General features: G+C 66.0%; 14 protein-coding genes. 1 reads left to right on the top strand and 13 read right to left on the bottom strand.

Annotation, left to right across the window (positions count from 1 at the left end; genetic code table 11):
• Positions 1-53: 53 nt before the first annotated feature.
• The 5 genes from E3C22_RS08705 to E3C22_RS08680 form a co-directional block, all read right to left on the bottom strand.
• Positions 54-1,382 carry a glycosyltransferase family 4 protein gene (locus E3C22_RS08705; protein ID WP_134761593.1) on the bottom strand — a complete coding sequence of 443 codons (1,329 nt, stop codon included), beginning with the start codon at positions 1,380-1,382 and terminating at the stop codon, positions 54-56.
• Positions 1,383-1,491: 109 nt separating this feature from the next.
• A complete protein-coding gene (locus E3C22_RS08700) occupies positions 1,492-2,832 on the bottom strand; it encodes a glycosyltransferase family 4 protein (RefSeq protein WP_134761592.1) in 1,341 nt (446 codons plus the stop codon).
• 84 nt (positions 2,833-2,916) lie between these two features.
• Complete coding sequence (locus E3C22_RS08695; protein WP_245514854.1) at positions 2,917-3,717, bottom strand: ABC transporter ATP-binding protein; 801 nt, start codon at positions 3,715-3,717, stop codon at positions 2,917-2,919.
• Positions 3,714-5,171 carry a KpsE/RkpR family capsule polysaccharide export protein gene (locus E3C22_RS08690; RefSeq protein WP_134761591.1) on the bottom strand — a complete coding sequence of 486 codons (1,458 nt, stop codon included), beginning with the start codon at positions 5,169-5,171 and terminating at the stop codon, positions 3,714-3,716. The genes E3C22_RS08695 and E3C22_RS08690 overlap by 4 nt, the downstream gene beginning before the upstream one ends.
• A gap of 274 nt (positions 5,172-5,445) precedes the next feature.
• On the bottom strand, positions 5,446-6,267 hold the full coding sequence (locus E3C22_RS08680; RefSeq protein ID WP_167591694.1) for an ABC transporter permease: 822 nt from the start codon (positions 6,265-6,267) through the stop codon (positions 5,446-5,448).
• Between the two features lie 531 nt (positions 6,268-6,798).
• On the opposite strand from E3C22_RS08680, the gene E3C22_RS08675 reads away from it, so the two are divergent.
• Positions 6,799-8,103, top strand: coding sequence for a polysaccharide biosynthesis/export family protein (locus tag E3C22_RS08675; protein ID WP_167591693.1), 1,305 nt, complete (start codon positions 6,799-6,801; stop codon positions 8,101-8,103).
• A 19-nt stretch (positions 8,104-8,122) separates the two neighbouring features.
• Here the strand turns inward: E3C22_RS08675 and E3C22_RS08670 are convergent, their stop codons facing one another.
• The 8 genes from E3C22_RS08670 to E3C22_RS08635 all read right to left on the bottom strand — a co-directional run bounded on the left by E3C22_RS08670 (position 8,123) and on the right by E3C22_RS08635 (position 15,762).
• Complete coding sequence (locus E3C22_RS08670; RefSeq protein WP_134761588.1) at positions 8,123-9,241, bottom strand: FAD-dependent oxidoreductase; 1,119 nt, start codon at positions 9,239-9,241, stop codon at positions 8,123-8,125.
• A gap of 106 nt (positions 9,242-9,347) precedes the next feature.
• Positions 9,348-9,527 carry a hypothetical protein gene (locus E3C22_RS08665; protein ID WP_134761587.1) on the bottom strand — a complete coding sequence of 60 codons (180 nt, stop codon included), beginning with the start codon at positions 9,525-9,527 and terminating at the stop codon, positions 9,348-9,350.
• Complete coding sequence (gene cysN / locus E3C22_RS08660; protein ID WP_134761586.1) at positions 9,524-11,251, bottom strand: sulfate adenylyltransferase subunit CysN; 1,728 nt, start codon at positions 11,249-11,251, stop codon at positions 9,524-9,526. The genes E3C22_RS08665 and cysN overlap by 4 nt, the downstream gene beginning before the upstream one ends.
• On the bottom strand, positions 11,251-12,153 hold the full coding sequence (cysD, locus tag E3C22_RS08655) for a sulfate adenylyltransferase subunit CysD (RefSeq protein WP_134761585.1): 903 nt from the start codon (positions 12,151-12,153) through the stop codon (positions 11,251-11,253). The genes cysN and cysD overlap by 1 nt, the downstream gene beginning before the upstream one ends.
• A 242-nt stretch (positions 12,154-12,395) precedes the next feature.
• The gene (locus tag E3C22_RS08650) at positions 12,396-13,148 is read right to left on the bottom strand and encodes a phosphoadenylyl-sulfate reductase (protein ID WP_134761584.1); all 753 of its coding nucleotides are present in this window, start codon (positions 13,146-13,148) and stop codon (positions 12,396-12,398) included.
• Positions 13,145-13,654 carry a DUF934 domain-containing protein gene (locus tag E3C22_RS08645; RefSeq protein WP_134761583.1) on the bottom strand — a complete coding sequence of 170 codons (510 nt, stop codon included), beginning with the start codon at positions 13,652-13,654 and terminating at the stop codon, positions 13,145-13,147. The genes E3C22_RS08650 and E3C22_RS08645 overlap by 4 nt, the downstream gene beginning before the upstream one ends.
• Complete coding sequence (locus E3C22_RS08640; RefSeq protein ID WP_134761582.1) at positions 13,654-15,342, bottom strand: nitrite/sulfite reductase; 1,689 nt, start codon at positions 15,340-15,342, stop codon at positions 13,654-13,656. Before E3C22_RS08640 ends, E3C22_RS08645 begins: the two co-directional genes overlap by 1 nt.
• Positions 15,343-15,411: 69 nt before the next feature.
• Positions 15,412-15,762 (bottom strand): DUF2849 domain-containing protein, encoded by a 351-nt coding sequence (locus E3C22_RS08635; protein ID WP_134761581.1) that lies wholly within the window; start codon positions 15,760-15,762, stop codon positions 15,412-15,414.
• Positions 15,763-15,837 lie beyond the last annotated feature (75 nt).

Here is a 15,837-nt window from a genome sequence, read left to right as displayed (position 1 = left end):
TTCAGTTACCTGATCCCTGCCTTATGCCGCTCGGGACGTTGGCAACGTCCGCATCACAGCAGCCCGTCATAGACCGCCTTCATCCGCTCGGTGAACCGCTCCGGCGAAAACTGCGCTGCCTGAAGCGGGCCGCGGCGTTTCAGATCCTCGCGCATGTCCTGATCGTGGTCGATCGTGCGGATCGCCCGGGTGATCGCCACCGGATCATAGGGATCGACCAGCAGACCGGCATCGCCGACGACCTCCGGCAGCGAGCTCGAATTGGCGGAGATCACCGGAGTTCCGAGCAGCATCGCCTCGAGGGCGGGCAGGCCGAACCCTTCATAAAGCGAGGGAAACAGCAGCGCCCGGGCGTTCTCGATGAGGCTGAGGACCTGGGTGAAGGGCAGATAGGAGAGATGGATGATCCGGTCGGTCAGCGGCGAAGCCTCGCCCTCGGCTCCGACGGGCGGCCGTTCGGTCACCCGCTGCAGCTTTTCGACGATCCGCTCGTAACCCCAGCCGAGCTTGCCGATGATGACCAGACGGTGGTCCGAACCGGCGGCGAGATAGGCGTCGATCAGCCGTTCGAGATTCTTCTTCGGCTCGAGTGCACCGACGAAGACGAAATATTTCTGCGGCGTCAGGCCGAAGGCGTTGACCTCCCGCACCTTCTCCTCGGCCGTTCGCTGGAGATATTCGGCGGGAAGCGACACCGCCTGGTAGGTGTTGACGATGCGGTCCTCGTCGACCTTGAAGTAATTGAGGAAGTCGCGCCGGGAGTTTTCCGAGACGGTGACGATCCGGTCGGCGCCCTCGGCGATGGCACCCAGCGTCTTGTGGAAGGCGCGTTTGTTGTCGAGCGTCATGTGCGGCAGGCGCAACGGCACGAGATCGTGGACGGTGAAGACGTTCGGACAGTCCTTCACCTCGATGGCCGCCGGATGGGTGGCATGGAACAGCCGCGGCTGGCGCAGCGGCTTCACCGTCAGGCGGCGGCCGTAGCGCAGGAGATGCTGGTCGGCGCGCAGGAACAGCATCTCGATCGCCATGCGCCTGGCAAATCCCTGCAACCCCGGAAACATGCTGCGATCGGCAATGAGGTCGGAATTGGCGACTTCCCGCGCCTCGAGCGCCATCGGCGGCACGGTGAGATAGCGGAACGCCCGCCGATAGCGCCGCAGGCGGGTGATCCGTCCGCTCTGGCGGTTCGACATGTCGTAGAGCTGCAGCTCGTTCCAGTCGGCCCGCTCGCGGCTCAGCCGGAATTCGGTATCGAAGAGGAGATCGAGTTCGTAGCCAAGGCTTCTCAGCGTGTCGGTGAGGTTGCGGGCATAGGAGGCGATGCCCGTGCCCTGGCTGAGTGCAAGGTTGCGGCCTTCGATCAAAACCGGTGCTGTCATGGAGATTCCGAAGGTTTCAAGATGGCGTTCTCATTGCGGGGTCGCTGGCTGCCTGATTGATGAAGGCATTTTGTCATACGCGGGAAAGGGCGACAGGCGCACCGTCGGGTCACGCGCCAGCGCCGACGGCGGCCCTGATGGCCGCCATACTGCGCGCCACGTGGCCCTCCCAGCTCGGCGGCTCGTAGCCCTTTGCCCGGTCGGCCCATTCGGCCCGCAGGGCGCTCTCCGGCTCCGTCATCCCGGCAATCGCCCGGACCCAGGAGGGACCGTCGATCGGATCGACGAGGAGTGCGCGCGAGCCGGCGATCTCCCGGTGGACGTCAATGTCGGAGGCGATCACCGGCGTTCCCATGGCAAGAGCTTCTGCCACGGGCAGGCTGAAGCCTTCGACGAGAGAGGGCGCGACCAGCGCGCGAGCGCCTTTCAAAAGCGCGGACAGCCCGAGGTCGGAAAGGTCGGCGACCTCGATGAGGTGCGGCCCGATGGCGGTGGAACGCTCCAGGATGTCGACCATGTTCTCGTTCTCCCAGCCGCGTCGCCCGACGAGCACCAGCTTCGGGGCCGCCTCGCCGAGCTTTTCGACAAGGCCGCGCCAGACATTGAACAGGAAGATCAGGTTCTTGCGCGGCTCGATCGTGCCGACGCAGACGAAATAGGGGCGGGCGGGCAGATGCGTTCTCGTGCTGGCGCTGCTGCGATTCGCTCCATTGCCCAGAAACCAGCGGTCGACCCCGAGATGCACGACCTCGATCGCCGGGACGCGCCATCCCTGCGCGGCGATGTAGCGCGATATGGCGCTGCGGGTCGCGTCGGAATTGACGATGACGAGGCTCGCCCGCCGCGACACCGTCTCGAGACGGGCGTGATGGCGTGCGGCCGAGCCGGGCGAGCAGAATTCCGGATAGTCCACCGGGATGGCGTCGTGGAGCAGGAAGACCGACGGCACCGCATGCTCGCCGAGCCAGTCGAAGCGGTCCGGCTTGTCGAGTTGGGTGTGCGAGGCATGAAAGTAGCAGCGCGTCTCGCCGCGCGTACCGGCAAGGCTGCGGCGCATCAGCCGGGGGGCTGTGGCGATCTTGCGGAAGGGAAACTGCAGCGTCTTGGCGGCGGCCTGTCGCCGGCTCTGGCGCTTCAGCCGTCTGGCGCCGCTCTGCTTCGGTTCGGGCGGCAGATCGATCGCCGCCTTCAGCTCGGTATAGAACGGGTCATCGCCGGCCTCCGCGCGGTCGCGCAGCCAGCCGGCTTCGATCTTGTCGAGATGCCGGCGCATCGTTTCGACGGGGATCGCCCCCGTTGCCACCGGTGTGGTGATGACCGGGACGACCGGGCCGTATTTCGCCTCCGAGACCAGTTCCTGCGCATAGGCGAATTCCACCCGGTCAATGCCCGTCGGCGCGCCCCGAAGGAGGCGGGAGGAGATCCGGGTGAGATCGAGGAAGATCGGCAAGAAGGCTGCTCCCGCGGCGGGCGATGCCGCCAGGTTCACGTGGGTCAGGGCAAGAGCGGTGGCGGATTTCCCGCCGAGCCGGCCCTAGAGTGTCGAGATGATGTCGAGGGCGAATTCCACGTCGTCGAAGAGACGCCCGCGGCCGCGCTTCAGGACGAGCGCCTTGGAGCAGTATTCGAGCACGGTGTGGCGGTGATGGCTGACGAGGATCATCGCGCAATGGCCGCGCCTGCCGAACAGGGCGTCGCGACACTTCTTCTGGAACCTCGCATCACCGACACCCAGCACCTCGTCGATCAGATAGCATTCGAAATCCACCGCCATGGTGAGCGCGAAGCCGAGGCGCATGCGCATGCCGGCCGAATAGGTGTTGACCGGATAGCGGATATATTTCCCGAGTTCGGCGAAGTCGGAGACGAAGTCGATCGTCTCCTCGACGGGTCGGTTGTAGATCCGGGCGATGAAGCGGACGTTGTCGAGCCCGCTCATGGTGGAGTGGACGCCGCCGCCGCCGAAGGAAAGCGGCCAGGACATCGTCAGCCCGCGGTGGACGAAGCCGCTGTCAGGCTGTTCGACGCCGCCGATGAGCTTGACGAGGGTCGACTTGCCGGCGCCGTTCTTGCCGAGGACGGCAATTTTCTCGCCAGGGCCGATGTCGAAGCTGATGCCGTCGAGAACCCGCACACGGCCGGCCTCGCCGACATAGGACTTGATCAGGTTGTGAACGACGACCGACTGGTGCGCCGGCGCCTGGGCGGGAAGCTGCGCAGCATCGACGGTGTGTTCGCCCTCGAGCGTGTGCGGCCGCGTCGCCGGCGTGGTGGCCGCGCCGTTCGATCGCTTCTTGCTTGCATTCCCGCCGCGCCCAGCCTGAAGCATGCTCATGCCGAATGCTCCAGCGCTTCCTTGATGGCGATGCGAGCGATCCTGTAGAGGGCATAGCTCATGCCGGCAACGATCAAAGTCCAGAAGATCGGCCGTGGATAAGATGGCCGATCCGGCACATTCGGGGTGCTGATGGTCTGGAGATAGAGCCGGTTGCCGAATGCCTCCTGGCGCGCTTCTTCCAGCGATGCATAGGCGCTGGTGAGGGCCTGGATCGCCAGGTCGCGCTCGAGAGAAAGATTTTCATAGGCAGAGAGCTTCGGTGCGAGCGAGGTGTCGGAACCGGCGAGGTTCGACCGGATCTTCTCGATCTGATTGTTCACGGCCTTGCGCTGCTCGGCGAGGCTGTTCAGCCGCGGGTTCTTCGGCGCGGAGGCCCTCAGCTGTGCGATTTCGGTGTCGATCTGGGTCACCTGCTGGGATAGCTGCGTCATCAGCTCGAGCTCGGTCGTCGACTGGGCGTTCGGATCGAGGATGCTTTCGTCGTTGCGAAACGCCGTCATGCGCTTCTGGACTTCGCGGATGCGATTTTCGTTCTCGCTGACGACGTTTTCGGCAAAGGCGATCGCGTCCTTGGTCGCGCGGTCGTTCATCCGGTTGATCAGCTCCTCCGCCTCATTGAGCATCGCCACGTTGATCTCGCGGGCGTCTTCCGGCGTGAAGGCGGTGACCTGCAGGGTGGAAATGCCGGTGTCGGGATTGAGCTCGATCTCGATGGCGTCCTTCATGGCCCGGTAAAGGCCTTCATTGCCGTCGTGGTAGAAAAGACCCGGATAGGCGGAGAGAAAATCCGCCGACGGATGCATCAGTTTGGCCTTCAGGTCGGCGTTCCTGGCGAGGTGATCGGCCGCGTCACGGGATTGGAAGAAGACGATGATCGCCTCGCTCGATTCGTCAGACCGCCCGAGGCTGCCGAGCGAGCCCCCGGCAAGCGCCGCCCCGCCACGGCTGATGACATAGGTCGATTCCGAGGTGTACTGGCTCGCCGCGAAAACCATGAGATAGATGAAGGTGGCCAGCACCGGCAGGGCCACCATCGCAAGGAAGAGCCAGGGCGGCTTGCGGCCGGAACCGGATGCCGTGGCGATCTCGTCAAGGCGGCGAACCCTGCCGGAGCCGTCCGGCATGAGCTCGAAGCTTTCCTCGGCCGGCCGGCGCAGGGCCGGATTGCTCTCGCCATGCGTCGCCGGCGGCTGGTTCGGAGCAAAGGCCGTCGGGAACCGCGCAGAGACGTCCGGTGCCAGACCGACGGAGCGGTCCTCGGCAGCAAAGCCCGGCTCTGCATAGGGACGCTGATCGCTGCGTTTCTCCCGTCGGGTATCCGGTTTTGCCAGCGCCCTCTCGTTCTGAAGCTGCTTTGCCTCGGACCCCCGGCGAAAGCGATGGAAGTCGAGGGATTCGATCGCAGCAAGAGCGCTCCCGACGCGGGGCAGGGGCTTGCCGAGCGTCTCCACGATTCTGGCGATCTTGCCGCCGCCCGTCTGCTTTTGCGGCGGCAGGCGTCTCTCGCTGGCGTTCGAGGCTGTGCGGCCGCTTGCCTGCCGCTGTGCAGCCGGGCGTTTGGCGGAAGCCGGTTCGGAAAGGTCCGGCGGCGAAACCTGCGGCACGCCCTGGGATCGCGTGGGCGATGCTTCGGTCGGCCGGCGCGTCTGCGGCGCCTGGGCCGCTTCAGGCGGTACCGCACCCTGTTTCTGGCTTCGGCGCTTGAGCAAGGAGGACATCGTCATCCTAACCGACATGCATGTGGCGCTCGGCCTGTTTCACCATGACGAGGCCGGCGGAGCAGAACACGACCACCCAGAAGAGAAGATAGCCCGTGTCGTAATAGAAGGTCAGGCGGGGGCCGATGAAACCTGCCCGGAACATTTCGAAACAGTGCGCCATCGGAAACAGCAGGATGATCTCGCGCGCCTGATCCGGAAGCCAGGCGACCAGCGTGAAGGCGCCGGTCACCGGCAGGCTGAAATACATCAGCGGCGGGACCATCCGTTCGATCGGTCGCGAATATTCGCATAACGCTCCGAGAACCATCGAAAAACCGCCGCCGAACAGCGTCATCAGCACCCAGGCGATCACCATGAGCAGCGGATCATACACTGTCTCGATGTAACCGAGGAGATAAAGAAGCGTATAGCAGAAGAGAAAGGAGATGAAAGTTCCGATTGACTCCATCAGGACATGGGCGATGATGGTATCGATCACCCGGACGTTCTGGTGAAACAATAGTCCCGTATTGCCCCGCAACAGCGACTTGCCGTGTCCGGCGAGATGCCGCCAGAGTGTCAGCATCGAATAGCCGGTCAGGGCGTAGGTCACCACCGAAATGCCGTGGGTCGAAGAGCCCTTCATGATCGACCAGAGGACAATGATGCCTCCGATCAGCAGCACCGGCTCGCCGATCAGCCAGAGAAATCCGATATTTTCGCGGCCATAGCGGCTCATCATGTCGCGGATCATCAGCGCCCGGATCACCCGCCACTGGGTGATGAAGCGGGCATAGAGCGTCCGGATATCAGGGCGACGCCGGCTCAGCCCAAGTGCTTGCCGCATTCGCTCGTCTCGACCCGTCGCAATTGCCATCGGCATGCACCTCGAAGCTTCCCGTCGCGCCAATGCACCCTGCGGAACACCACGCAAGCCAACGAGGCCGGGGCGGTACGCGATGTCCTCCGATACCGGTTTCGGGCCGGTTTCGGCAAGCGCTGCGCGACAGGTGCCTGTCGAGACCATCTTACACGGGGGCGGATACGCAAGGCTTGTGCCGTTTTTGTGATGGGCAGGCCGCCGATCGAAGCCCGCCGCAGCTGTGGCAAAAACCCAACATCCGCAGCGGAATTCTGACCGCAGGGGGCCGGAATGTTCGCTCTGTTTACCCTCGTGGCTCGTCAGTGTGGCAGAAGATGCGGCATGTGCCCGCTTCGCTGGCGGCGCCGCGCCCTCTGCTTTCTGACCGGTTCAGGGAGCGGGCGGATGGCGGCGGCCTCCGGCGAGACGCCTGTTGCGATCTCCACGCCCTGTGGAGACCGGGTGGGTGGAATGCGGGCGCTGGCCCCGGCACCTGCCGGGACCGGAAGGATCAGCATGGAGTATCAGTCTATGGCGGGGACCCAGCGAGTTCGAGGCGAGACCTGCGGGACGGCGGTGGCTTGCAGCGGGTCTTCGCGCAAAGAGCCGCAGCGCCGGCGGGTTGCCGGCGTCGCCTTGTCGGCGCTGATGGCCGGGCTTCTGTCCGGCTGCGCCGCCTTGCCGGCCGCCGGACCGACCGCCGGCGCCTTCGTCGGCAATGTCGACGAGACCGCCGTCCAGTGGCGCGACGGTTATCTCCTCGTCCCCGTCGATCCGACCGTGCTCGCCTATCAGCAGGAAGAGCCGCGGCCGACCTTCCGCGCCATCGCCAGCCGCTCGCTGCCCTCCGACACCGGCATCGGCGTTGGCGACGTTGTTCAGGTGACGCTGTTCGAGGCCGGCGTCGGCGGCCTGTTCTCCTCGCTCAATGCCGGCGGCCAGGGCTCCTCCTCGGTGGCGCTGCCGCAGCAGCAGGTGGCCCGCGACGGCTCGATCACCATTCCCTATGCCGGCCGGGTGCAGGTCGCCGGGTCGACCGCCTCGACGGTGGAAAAGCGCATCGTCGCCGCCCTCCGTGACCGCGCCATCGAGCCCCAGGCGGTAGTTTCCGTGGCGCAGGGCAATTCCACCGCGGTGACGGTGACCGGCGACGCGGTGGCCGGCGCCTCGGTGCCGATCCCGACCTCGGGGCTGAAGCTGCTCGACCTGATCGCCCGTGTCGGCGGCCCGAGGACGCCGATCTACGAGACCGCGGTGTCGCTGACCCGCTCGGGCAGGACGGTGCAGATGCCGTTCTCCGAACTCGTCAACAACCCGGAAGAAGACGTCTATGTCCGCCCCGGCGACGTCGTGCTTTTGACCCGCCAGCCGCGCACCTATGTGGCGCTGGGCGCGACCGGCAGCAACAATCAGCTGCCGCTGCAGGGCTACCAGATGTCGCTGGCCGAGGCGCTGGCGCAGGTCGGCGGCCTCAACCCGACCCTTGCCAATCCGATGGGCGTCTTCGTGCTTCGCCGCGAGCCGGGGCCGGAGATGCTGGCGCGCTACGAGGGCGCCGCCTTCGAGCGGACCGCGCCGGGCGAGCCGGGCGCGACGCGGCTGTCCGGCGACGTGCCGGTGATCTACCGGTTCAATCTGCGCGAGCCGTCCGGGCTGATCTACGCCCAGGACTTCCGCATCCATTCCGGCGACATGATCTATGTCGCGACCGCCCCTTATGTGCCGGTGAAGCAGGTCTTCGATGCCCTGAGCGGTGTCGTCTCGCCGGCCCTCAGTACGGTGAGCACAGTCAGCGTCGCGGCCGACCGCCTGAGCAAATAGTGAGCAGGGCCGGCGGCTCTCAGCCGCCGCCGAACCTTGCGACGAAGCCGCGGTCGATCCGATCCTTCAGCCGGAAGGCGAGGTGCGACTGCAGCGCCAGGCGGCCTCTCGCCGCGATCGCCTCGCCGTTGGAAAGGGCGAGCAGCATCAGATAGGCTTGCTGGGCCTGGTACCTGACGAGCGGCCGGCCGAGCGCCGCGCGGCGGAGATTTTCGGCGAGCACGGGTCCCTGACGCACCGCGAAGACGCCGGCCTTCGGCCGTTCCTGGCCGATCAGTGAGCCGCAATCGCCTGCAGCGAAGATCCGGTCGTCATCCTCGGCCTGCAAAGTCTCGCGCAGCCGGACGAAACCCCTCCTGTCGCAGGCAAGACCCGAACGTTCGAGAATGGGCGGTGCGGCCGCCGCCGTCGCGACGAGCGCGGCATCGGCGGGCAGCGACCGGCCATCGTCGAGGATGACGGTATCGGGATCGATCCGGACGACCCGTGCGGACTCGACCAGCGCGATCTTTGATCGTTCCAGCGAACGCCGGGCCAACTGCCGGCCGCGCTCCGGCAGGCCGGAGAGCAGTTCGCCCCCGGCGATCAGGGATACGCTCGCTTGGCCGGAATCTTCGCCCGCAGGAGCCTTGGTCCGCCGGCGGAGCGCATGGGCGAGCTCGAAGCCCGCCGGGCCGCCGCCGACGACCGCGAGATTGCGGCAGCGTCCCTCGCCAATATCCGCAAGCAATCCTTCGAGCCGCTCTCGGAACGTCGAGATCGGCTTGACGACGAGGGCGTTAGTCGCCGCTCCGGCGATCGACGCAACGTCCGGAACGATACCGACGTCGAGGGAAAGGAGATCGTAGGAGACCGGCGAATGGCCGTCGATGAGGATCCTGCGGTGGGTGCGATCGATCGCACTCGCTGGGGCGTGCAGGAAGCGCGCGCCGGCCTTAGCCGCGAGTCGCCTGAGGTCGATCTCGCCGGCATCGAGGGGGTACTGGCCGGACACCCGTCCCGGCAGCATGCCCGAATAGGGTGCGAACGCCTCTTTCGCGATCAAGGTGAGGCGTACGCCCTCGAGAGGCGCCCTTGCGAAGGCCTCGAGCACGAAGAGATGGGCATGGCCGCCGCCGACGAGGACGATGTCGATCATCGGGCGAAACTAGGCCTGATCGGCCACCGGCCAAAGCCAAGCGGGCAATGATGGGACCGCGGCCGGCCCCCGCGCTCGGCTGTCGATGTCTCTCGACGGCCGCGCCTCAGCCGAAGAATCCGCCGATCACCGCGCCGCAGACGGCGACCGCGGCAGCAAGCTGCAGGAGCTCGATCACCGGCATTGGCGGGCGGTAGCGTCGCCGCTCGCCGCCGATCGGCCGGAATGCCTGGCTTTCTTCGTCGCAGCGCCGCTCGCCCGCGGTCTCGTAGCAGCAGGCCGTCATATGCCGCCGCCATCGTCGACGACGCTCGGATCGACGCTCCGCCCCTCCGGCAGCTGGTCGGCGCCGAAGGCGACGGCGAGGAACGGCCGCAGGAGGAAGTCCGCGAGCGCAAGAACCGGCACCAGGCCAAGCGGCATCTGGAAGAGCAGAGCCAGGAAGCCGACAAGCACGGAGCCGGCGATCCGCGCCCGGATCTTCGCCCGCCGGTGAGCCGCGTCGCCGCGGGCCGCCTCGCCGAGCCAGAGACCCGTGAGACGGGCGAACCCGGTGCGCTTGTCGGCTGAGGTCTCGCTCCCGCCAGTATCGCCTTCGCCGACCTCTCGCACGACGCCGAGTGCCACGGTCTCATTCGAAACCGGATCGATCAGGATGAAGGCGCCGAGTTCGCGGTTCTCGGCATAGGGAAGCGCGACCACCGGTCGCTCGGCGGTGAGCCGCACCCGGCCGATCTCGTTCATCGACAAAGCGTCGGCGGGCTTCGCCTCATAGGAATGAATGTCGATCGCCCCATCGAGGGCCGAAAGGCTCGCCGGGATCTGGGTGCTGCCGATCTTCAGGATCAGCCGGCCGCCGGTCACCAGCGGGCGGTTCGCCATCCAGAGGAGGTCGCCGGAAAACTGCCGCGAGACACCGGCCGGCGCATTCGCCGCGGTGAGGACGTCGCCGCGCGAAATGTCGATCTCGTCGGCAAGCGTGATGGTGACCGCTTCGCCGGCCTCGGCGCGTGTCACCTCGCCATTCGGTCCGAAGACGCCCTTGACGCTCGAGCGACCGCCGGACGGCAGCGCGACGATGGCGTCGCCCTTGGCGATCCGGCCGCCGACGATCGAGCCGGAAAAGCCGCGAAAGTCGAGATTGGGCCGGTTGACCCATTGCACCGGCATGCGGAACGGCTCGGCGCCCGCGTCGAAGGTTTCCGGCTCGACCGATTCGAGGCGCTGCAGCAGCGTCTCGCCCTCGTACCAGGGCGTCTTCGGCGAGCGGGTGACGATGTTGTCGCCGGCCTTGGCCGAAACCGGCACGAAGGTGACGTCGGAAAAGCCGAGCGCCGGCAGCAGCGCCTCATAGCCGCGGCGGATCTCCTCGAAACGCTCCTGGCTGTAATCGACGAGGTCCATCTTGTTGACCGCGACGATCACCGACTTGATGCCGACCAGCGAGGTGATGAAGGAGTGCCGCCGCGTCTGCGGCAGGATGCCCTTCCTCGCATCGACAAGGATGATGGCGAGTTCGGCCTGGGAGGCGCCGGTTGCCATGTTGCGGGTGTACTGCTCGTGGCCTGGCGTGTCGGCGATGATGAAGGCGCGCGACGCGGTCGAGAAATAGCGATAGGCGACGTCGATGGTGATGCCCTGCTCGCGCTCGGCCGAAAGCCCGTCGACGAGAAGCGCGAAGTCGAGATCCTCGCCGGTGGTGCCGAACTTCTTCGAGTCGCGCTTCAGCGCCTCCATCTGATCGTCGAAGACCGAGTTGGTCTCGAACAGCAGACGACCGATCAGCGTCGACTTGCCGTCGTCCACCGAGCCGCAGGTGATAAAGCGCAGCAGCGATGCCGCCGGCGAGACGAGCGGCTGCATGGCCGCCTGCGGATCGACGATGCCGATGTCGGCTCCCTCGTCCGGCGCAGGGCCGGCGAAGGTCTCGTCCTCGATGGCGGCGGGCGTCGAGCCCTGCGCCTCGTCGGCTTCGTCGGGAAGGCGGCGAGCCTGAAGGGAATTCGTCATCAGAAGTAGCCTTCCTGCTTCTTTTCTTCCATCGATGCGCCGGAATCCTGGTCGATCACCCGGCCCTGACGCTCGGAAACGCGCGAGGAGCGCATTTCGGCGATGATGTCCTCGATCGAGGCGGCGGAGGATTCAACGGCGCCGGTCAGCGGGTAGCAGCCGAGGGTGCGGAAGCGCACCATCATTGTCTCGATGCTCTCGCCGGGCCGCAGCTCCATGCGGTCGTCGTCGCGCATGATGAGCGCACCGTCGCGCTTCACGATCGGGCGCGGCGCGGCGAAATAGAGCGGCACGACCGGGATGTTCTCGATCGCGATGTAGTCCCAGACATCCTGCTCGGTCCAGTTCGACAGCGGGAAGACGCGGAAGCTCTCGCCCTTGCGCTTGCGGGTGTTGAACAACCGCCAGGGCTCCGGCCGCTGGTTCTTGGCGTCCCATCGGTGCTCGGGCGTCCGCAGCGAGAACACCCGCTCCTTGGCGCGGCTCTTCTCCTCGTCGCGCCTTGCGCCGCCGAACGCCATGTCGAACCGGTACTTGTCGAGCGCCTGCTTCAGCGCCTCGGTCTTCATCACGTCGGTGTGGACGCGGCTGCCCGAGGCGAAGGGATTGACGCCCGCTCGCAAGCCTTCCTGGTTGGTATGGACGATGAGATCAAGGCCGAGCTCCTTGGCGCGGCGGTCACGGAACTCGATCATCTCCCGGAATTTCCAGGTGGTGTCGACATGCAGCAGCGGGAAGGGCGGCTTGCCGGGCAGGAAGGCCTTCAGGGCGAGATGCAGCATCACCGCCGAATCCTTGCCGATCGAATAGAGCATCACCGGGTTCTCGGCGCTCGCCGCCGCCTCGCGGATGATGAAGATCGACTCGGCCTCGAGCCGCTGCAGATGGGTCATGTGCTTCATCGGGAAGCCTTTTTCGTTCGTGCGCAGGCGTCGTCCCTCACGCAGAATGGACGCCTTCCAACCAGTCACAGCGTCGACGGGAGCGGCGCCGGCATCGATGTCGTCGTCCTCGGGCTCGTCCCGAGGATCTATTGCCTTTCTATCGAAGGGCCGACCGTCGGCGCTCGGCCATCCGCCAACGCTTCTGCAGCGGACGGCCCGGTAGATCCTCGGGACAAGCCCGAGGATGACGCGGCGTCGATCTAGATGCCCGCGCCCTCGCTGACCGTGGTCTTGTCCGGCACGTGCAGGCCGCATTCGCGCTTGGTGTCGTCCTCCCACCACCAGCGGCCGGCGCGTTCAGGCTCACCCGGCTGGATCGCCCGCGTGCAGGGGGCGCAGCCGATGGAGAGAAATCCCTTGGCGTGCAGCGCGTTGATCGGCACGCCGTGGTCGTCGCAGAAATGCGCGATCCGCTCGCGGGAAAGATCGAGCAGCGGATTCGCCTTGATCAGCTTCTTCTGCGTCTCGTAGCTCGCAAACGCCATGCCGAGCCGGTTCTGCGACTGGTCGCCGCGAAGCCCGGTCACCCAGGCGGTGGCACCTTCCAGCGCCCGGCCGAGCGGCTCGATCTTGCGCACGCCGCAGCAGTTCAGCCGGAACTCCTTGGCATAATAGAATCCGTCGATGCCCTGCTCCTCGATGAGATTCTCCAGCGCCTCGGCCTGCGGATATTTGGCATGGATGCGCTTGCCGTATTTCTCCTCGGTCTCCCGCCAGACGTCGTAGGTCTCGGGGAAGAGGCGGCCGGTATCGAGCGTCACCACGTCGATCTTCAGATTGTTGGCAAAGATCAGATGGGTCAGCATCTGGTCCTCGAGGCCGAGGCTCGTCGTGAAGACGATCCGGCCCTTGACCTTTTCGCGCAGGCTCTTCAGCCGATCGAGCGGGGTCATCGCGCCGAATTCGGCGTTCAGCGTGTCGGCGAGGAGTTTCGGATCCTGGATCATGGTCATGCTCCTTTTCGCGCCGCGAGGCGCTTCTGAAGGATGCTCGGGCCGGGCCCGTAGCCCGACTGGTAGTGGTCGGTCATGGTTTCCTTCGCCGCCATCCACTGCTGGAACGGCTGGCGGTTCGCCATGGTCTCCGGCAGTTCGACCTCGGTGAAGCCGCAGCCGATGGCATCGAGAAACTGGTCGGCGATGAGCGGTCCCGAGGCCCTCAGCGTTCCGGAAAACCCCTGCCGCAGGATCTTCTTCGCCAGCGACAGCCCCCGGCCGTCGGAAAAGGCCGGGAATTCGACGGAGATGAGCGAAGCTCTACCAAGATGCGGCGCGACCTCGTCGATCGGCGTCGAGCCCGGCACCGAGACGCCGAATTCGGTGCCGGGCTTTGCCTCGACGAAATCCGCAGCCAGTGCCAGCGGGACAAGCACCGGCCCGTTGGCCGAAAGCGCCGCCTCGATCGTGTCGGCGCGAAAAAAGCGATCCTCGATCGCGCCCTGTTCGGTGATGAGCGTCATTATTCCGCTGCCTCGCTCGCCGCCGCGCGGGCCTCGATGAAGGCAGTGAAGCCCGCCTTGAAGGGCTCGGGCCCGGTGCGCCGGACGGTCTCGATGAAGGTCTCCTCGCCGCGCTTCTCGCCGAGATAGGTCGCGACGATGGCCTCGATCGCCGCCGGCACGTCCTCGGCGTCGATGCCGGGGCCGAGCCGCTCGCCCAGCGCCGCATGCTCGGAAGCGTCCCCGCCGACGGTGATCTGGTAGTTCTCCCGACCACCCTTCTCGAGTCCGAGAATGCCGATGGCGCCGACATGGTGGTGGCCGCAGGCGTTGATGCAGCCGGAGATCTTGATCGGCAGCGGGCCGATCGCCTTCTGGCGCGCCTCGTCGGCGAAGGTCTTGGCGATGTCCTGGGCGATCGGGATCGACTTCGCCGTCGCCAGCGCGCAGTAGTCGAGGCCCGGGCAGGCGATGATGTCGGTGATCAGCCCGGCATTGGCCGAGGCGAGACCCACGGCCTTCAGCGCCGCGAAGACCGCCGGCACGTCGTCCTTCTTCACATGCGGCAGGACGAGGTTCTGCGAATGGGTGACGCGGAACTCGTCGAAGGAATAGCGCTCGGCGATGTCGGCAAAGGCGCGCATCTGGTCGGCGCTCATGTCGCCCGGCACCGCGCCGATTTCCTTCAGCGCGATGGTCAGCGCGATGTAGCCGGGCTGCTTGTGGGTAAAGCCGTTCTGCTCGACGAAGCGGTCGAGCGCGCCGTCCCGCGCACGCGCGTCATCGAGCGCTTCCGACACCTCTGGCAGCGTCTCATAGGCCGGCGAGGCGAAGTAGGCGGCGATCCGCTCGACTTCCTCTTCCGGTGCGTTGATCGTCGGCCCGTCGAGTTTGGAATATTCCTCTTCCACCCGGGCGCGGAACTCGTCCTCGCCGGTCTCGTGGACGAGGATCTTCACTCGCGCCTTGTACTTGTTGTCGCGCCGGCCTTCCGAATTATAGACGCGCATCACCGCCTCGAGATAGGCGAGGAGCTCGTCCTTCGGCAGGAATTCGCGGATCACCTTGCCGATCATCGGGGTGCGGCCGAGGCCGCCGCCGACGATGACCTCGTAGCCGACTTCGCCGGTATCGTCGGTCTTCAGCTTCAGCCCGATGTCGTGGACCTTGATCGCCGCGCGGTCGTGTTCGGCACCGGTGACGGCGATCTTGAACTTTCTCGGCAGCCAGACGAATTCCGGATGGAGGCTCGACCACTGGCGCAGAAGCTCCGCCGTCGGCCGCGGATCCTCGACTTCGTCCCTGGCAACGCCGGCGAACTGGTCGCTGGTGACGTTACGGATGCAGTTGCCGGAGGTCTGGATGCAGTGCATCTCGACGTCGGCGAGGAGGTCGAGAATATCCGGCACGTCCTTCAGCTTCGGCCAGTTGAACTGCAGGTTCTGGCGCGTGGTGAAGTGGCCGTAGCCCTTGTCGTAGGTCTCGGCGATATGGGCGAGCTGGCGCAGCTGCCGTGAATTCAGCGTGCCATAGGGCACGGCGATCCGCAGCATGTAAGCATGAAGCTGCAGATAGAGGCCGTTCTTCAGGCGCAGCGGCTTGAATTCGTCCTCGGTGAGCGAGCCGTCGAGCCGGCGCTCCACCTGGCCGCGGAACTGGGCGACGCGTTCGCGCACGAAGCGTTCGTCGAATTCGTCGTAGCGGTACATGATCGGTCCTTCGGTAATCGGCGTCGTCGCCGCAGCAGATCTTTGCCGCGCGGCTGCGGATGGCGGTTTTCAGTCGAGCGGCGGGAATTCCGCCTGCTTGCCCATGTCGGGATGGATCGACGGTCCCTTCTGGCGCATCGCATCGCGGAAGTGCCGGGCGATCGCGTGGCCGCCCTCCGTGAGATCCACCGGCACGAGATAGGGGTCGACGACGACATTCGCCGCAGCTGCGGCCTTGCCCTCGGCCTCCATCGCGGCGGCCGTCTCGGCATCGTGGGCGATCTTTGCCGCCGACGGATCGAGCGTCCAGCCGGAGTCTGTCAGGAAGACGGTGTCGCCCTCGAGGAGAAGGTTCGCCATCAGGATCGCCGGCAGCTTGTCGCCGCGAACCTTCGATCCTGCCCGGTGGTCCTTCGCCATCGTCCATCTCCGTCTGTCAGGTGCCGGGCCCTTTCGCGATCGAGCGGGACGCCGGCCAGATTGGTGACGTTCTAG

This window comes from Jiella endophytica, from assembly GCF_004519335.1.
Classification (GTDB): Bacteria; Pseudomonadota; Alphaproteobacteria; order Rhizobiales; family Rhizobiaceae; genus Jiella; species Jiella endophytica.
The sequence above is the reverse complement of the archived record's forward strand: the minus strand, read 5'-3'. Positions and strand labels throughout refer to the sequence as shown.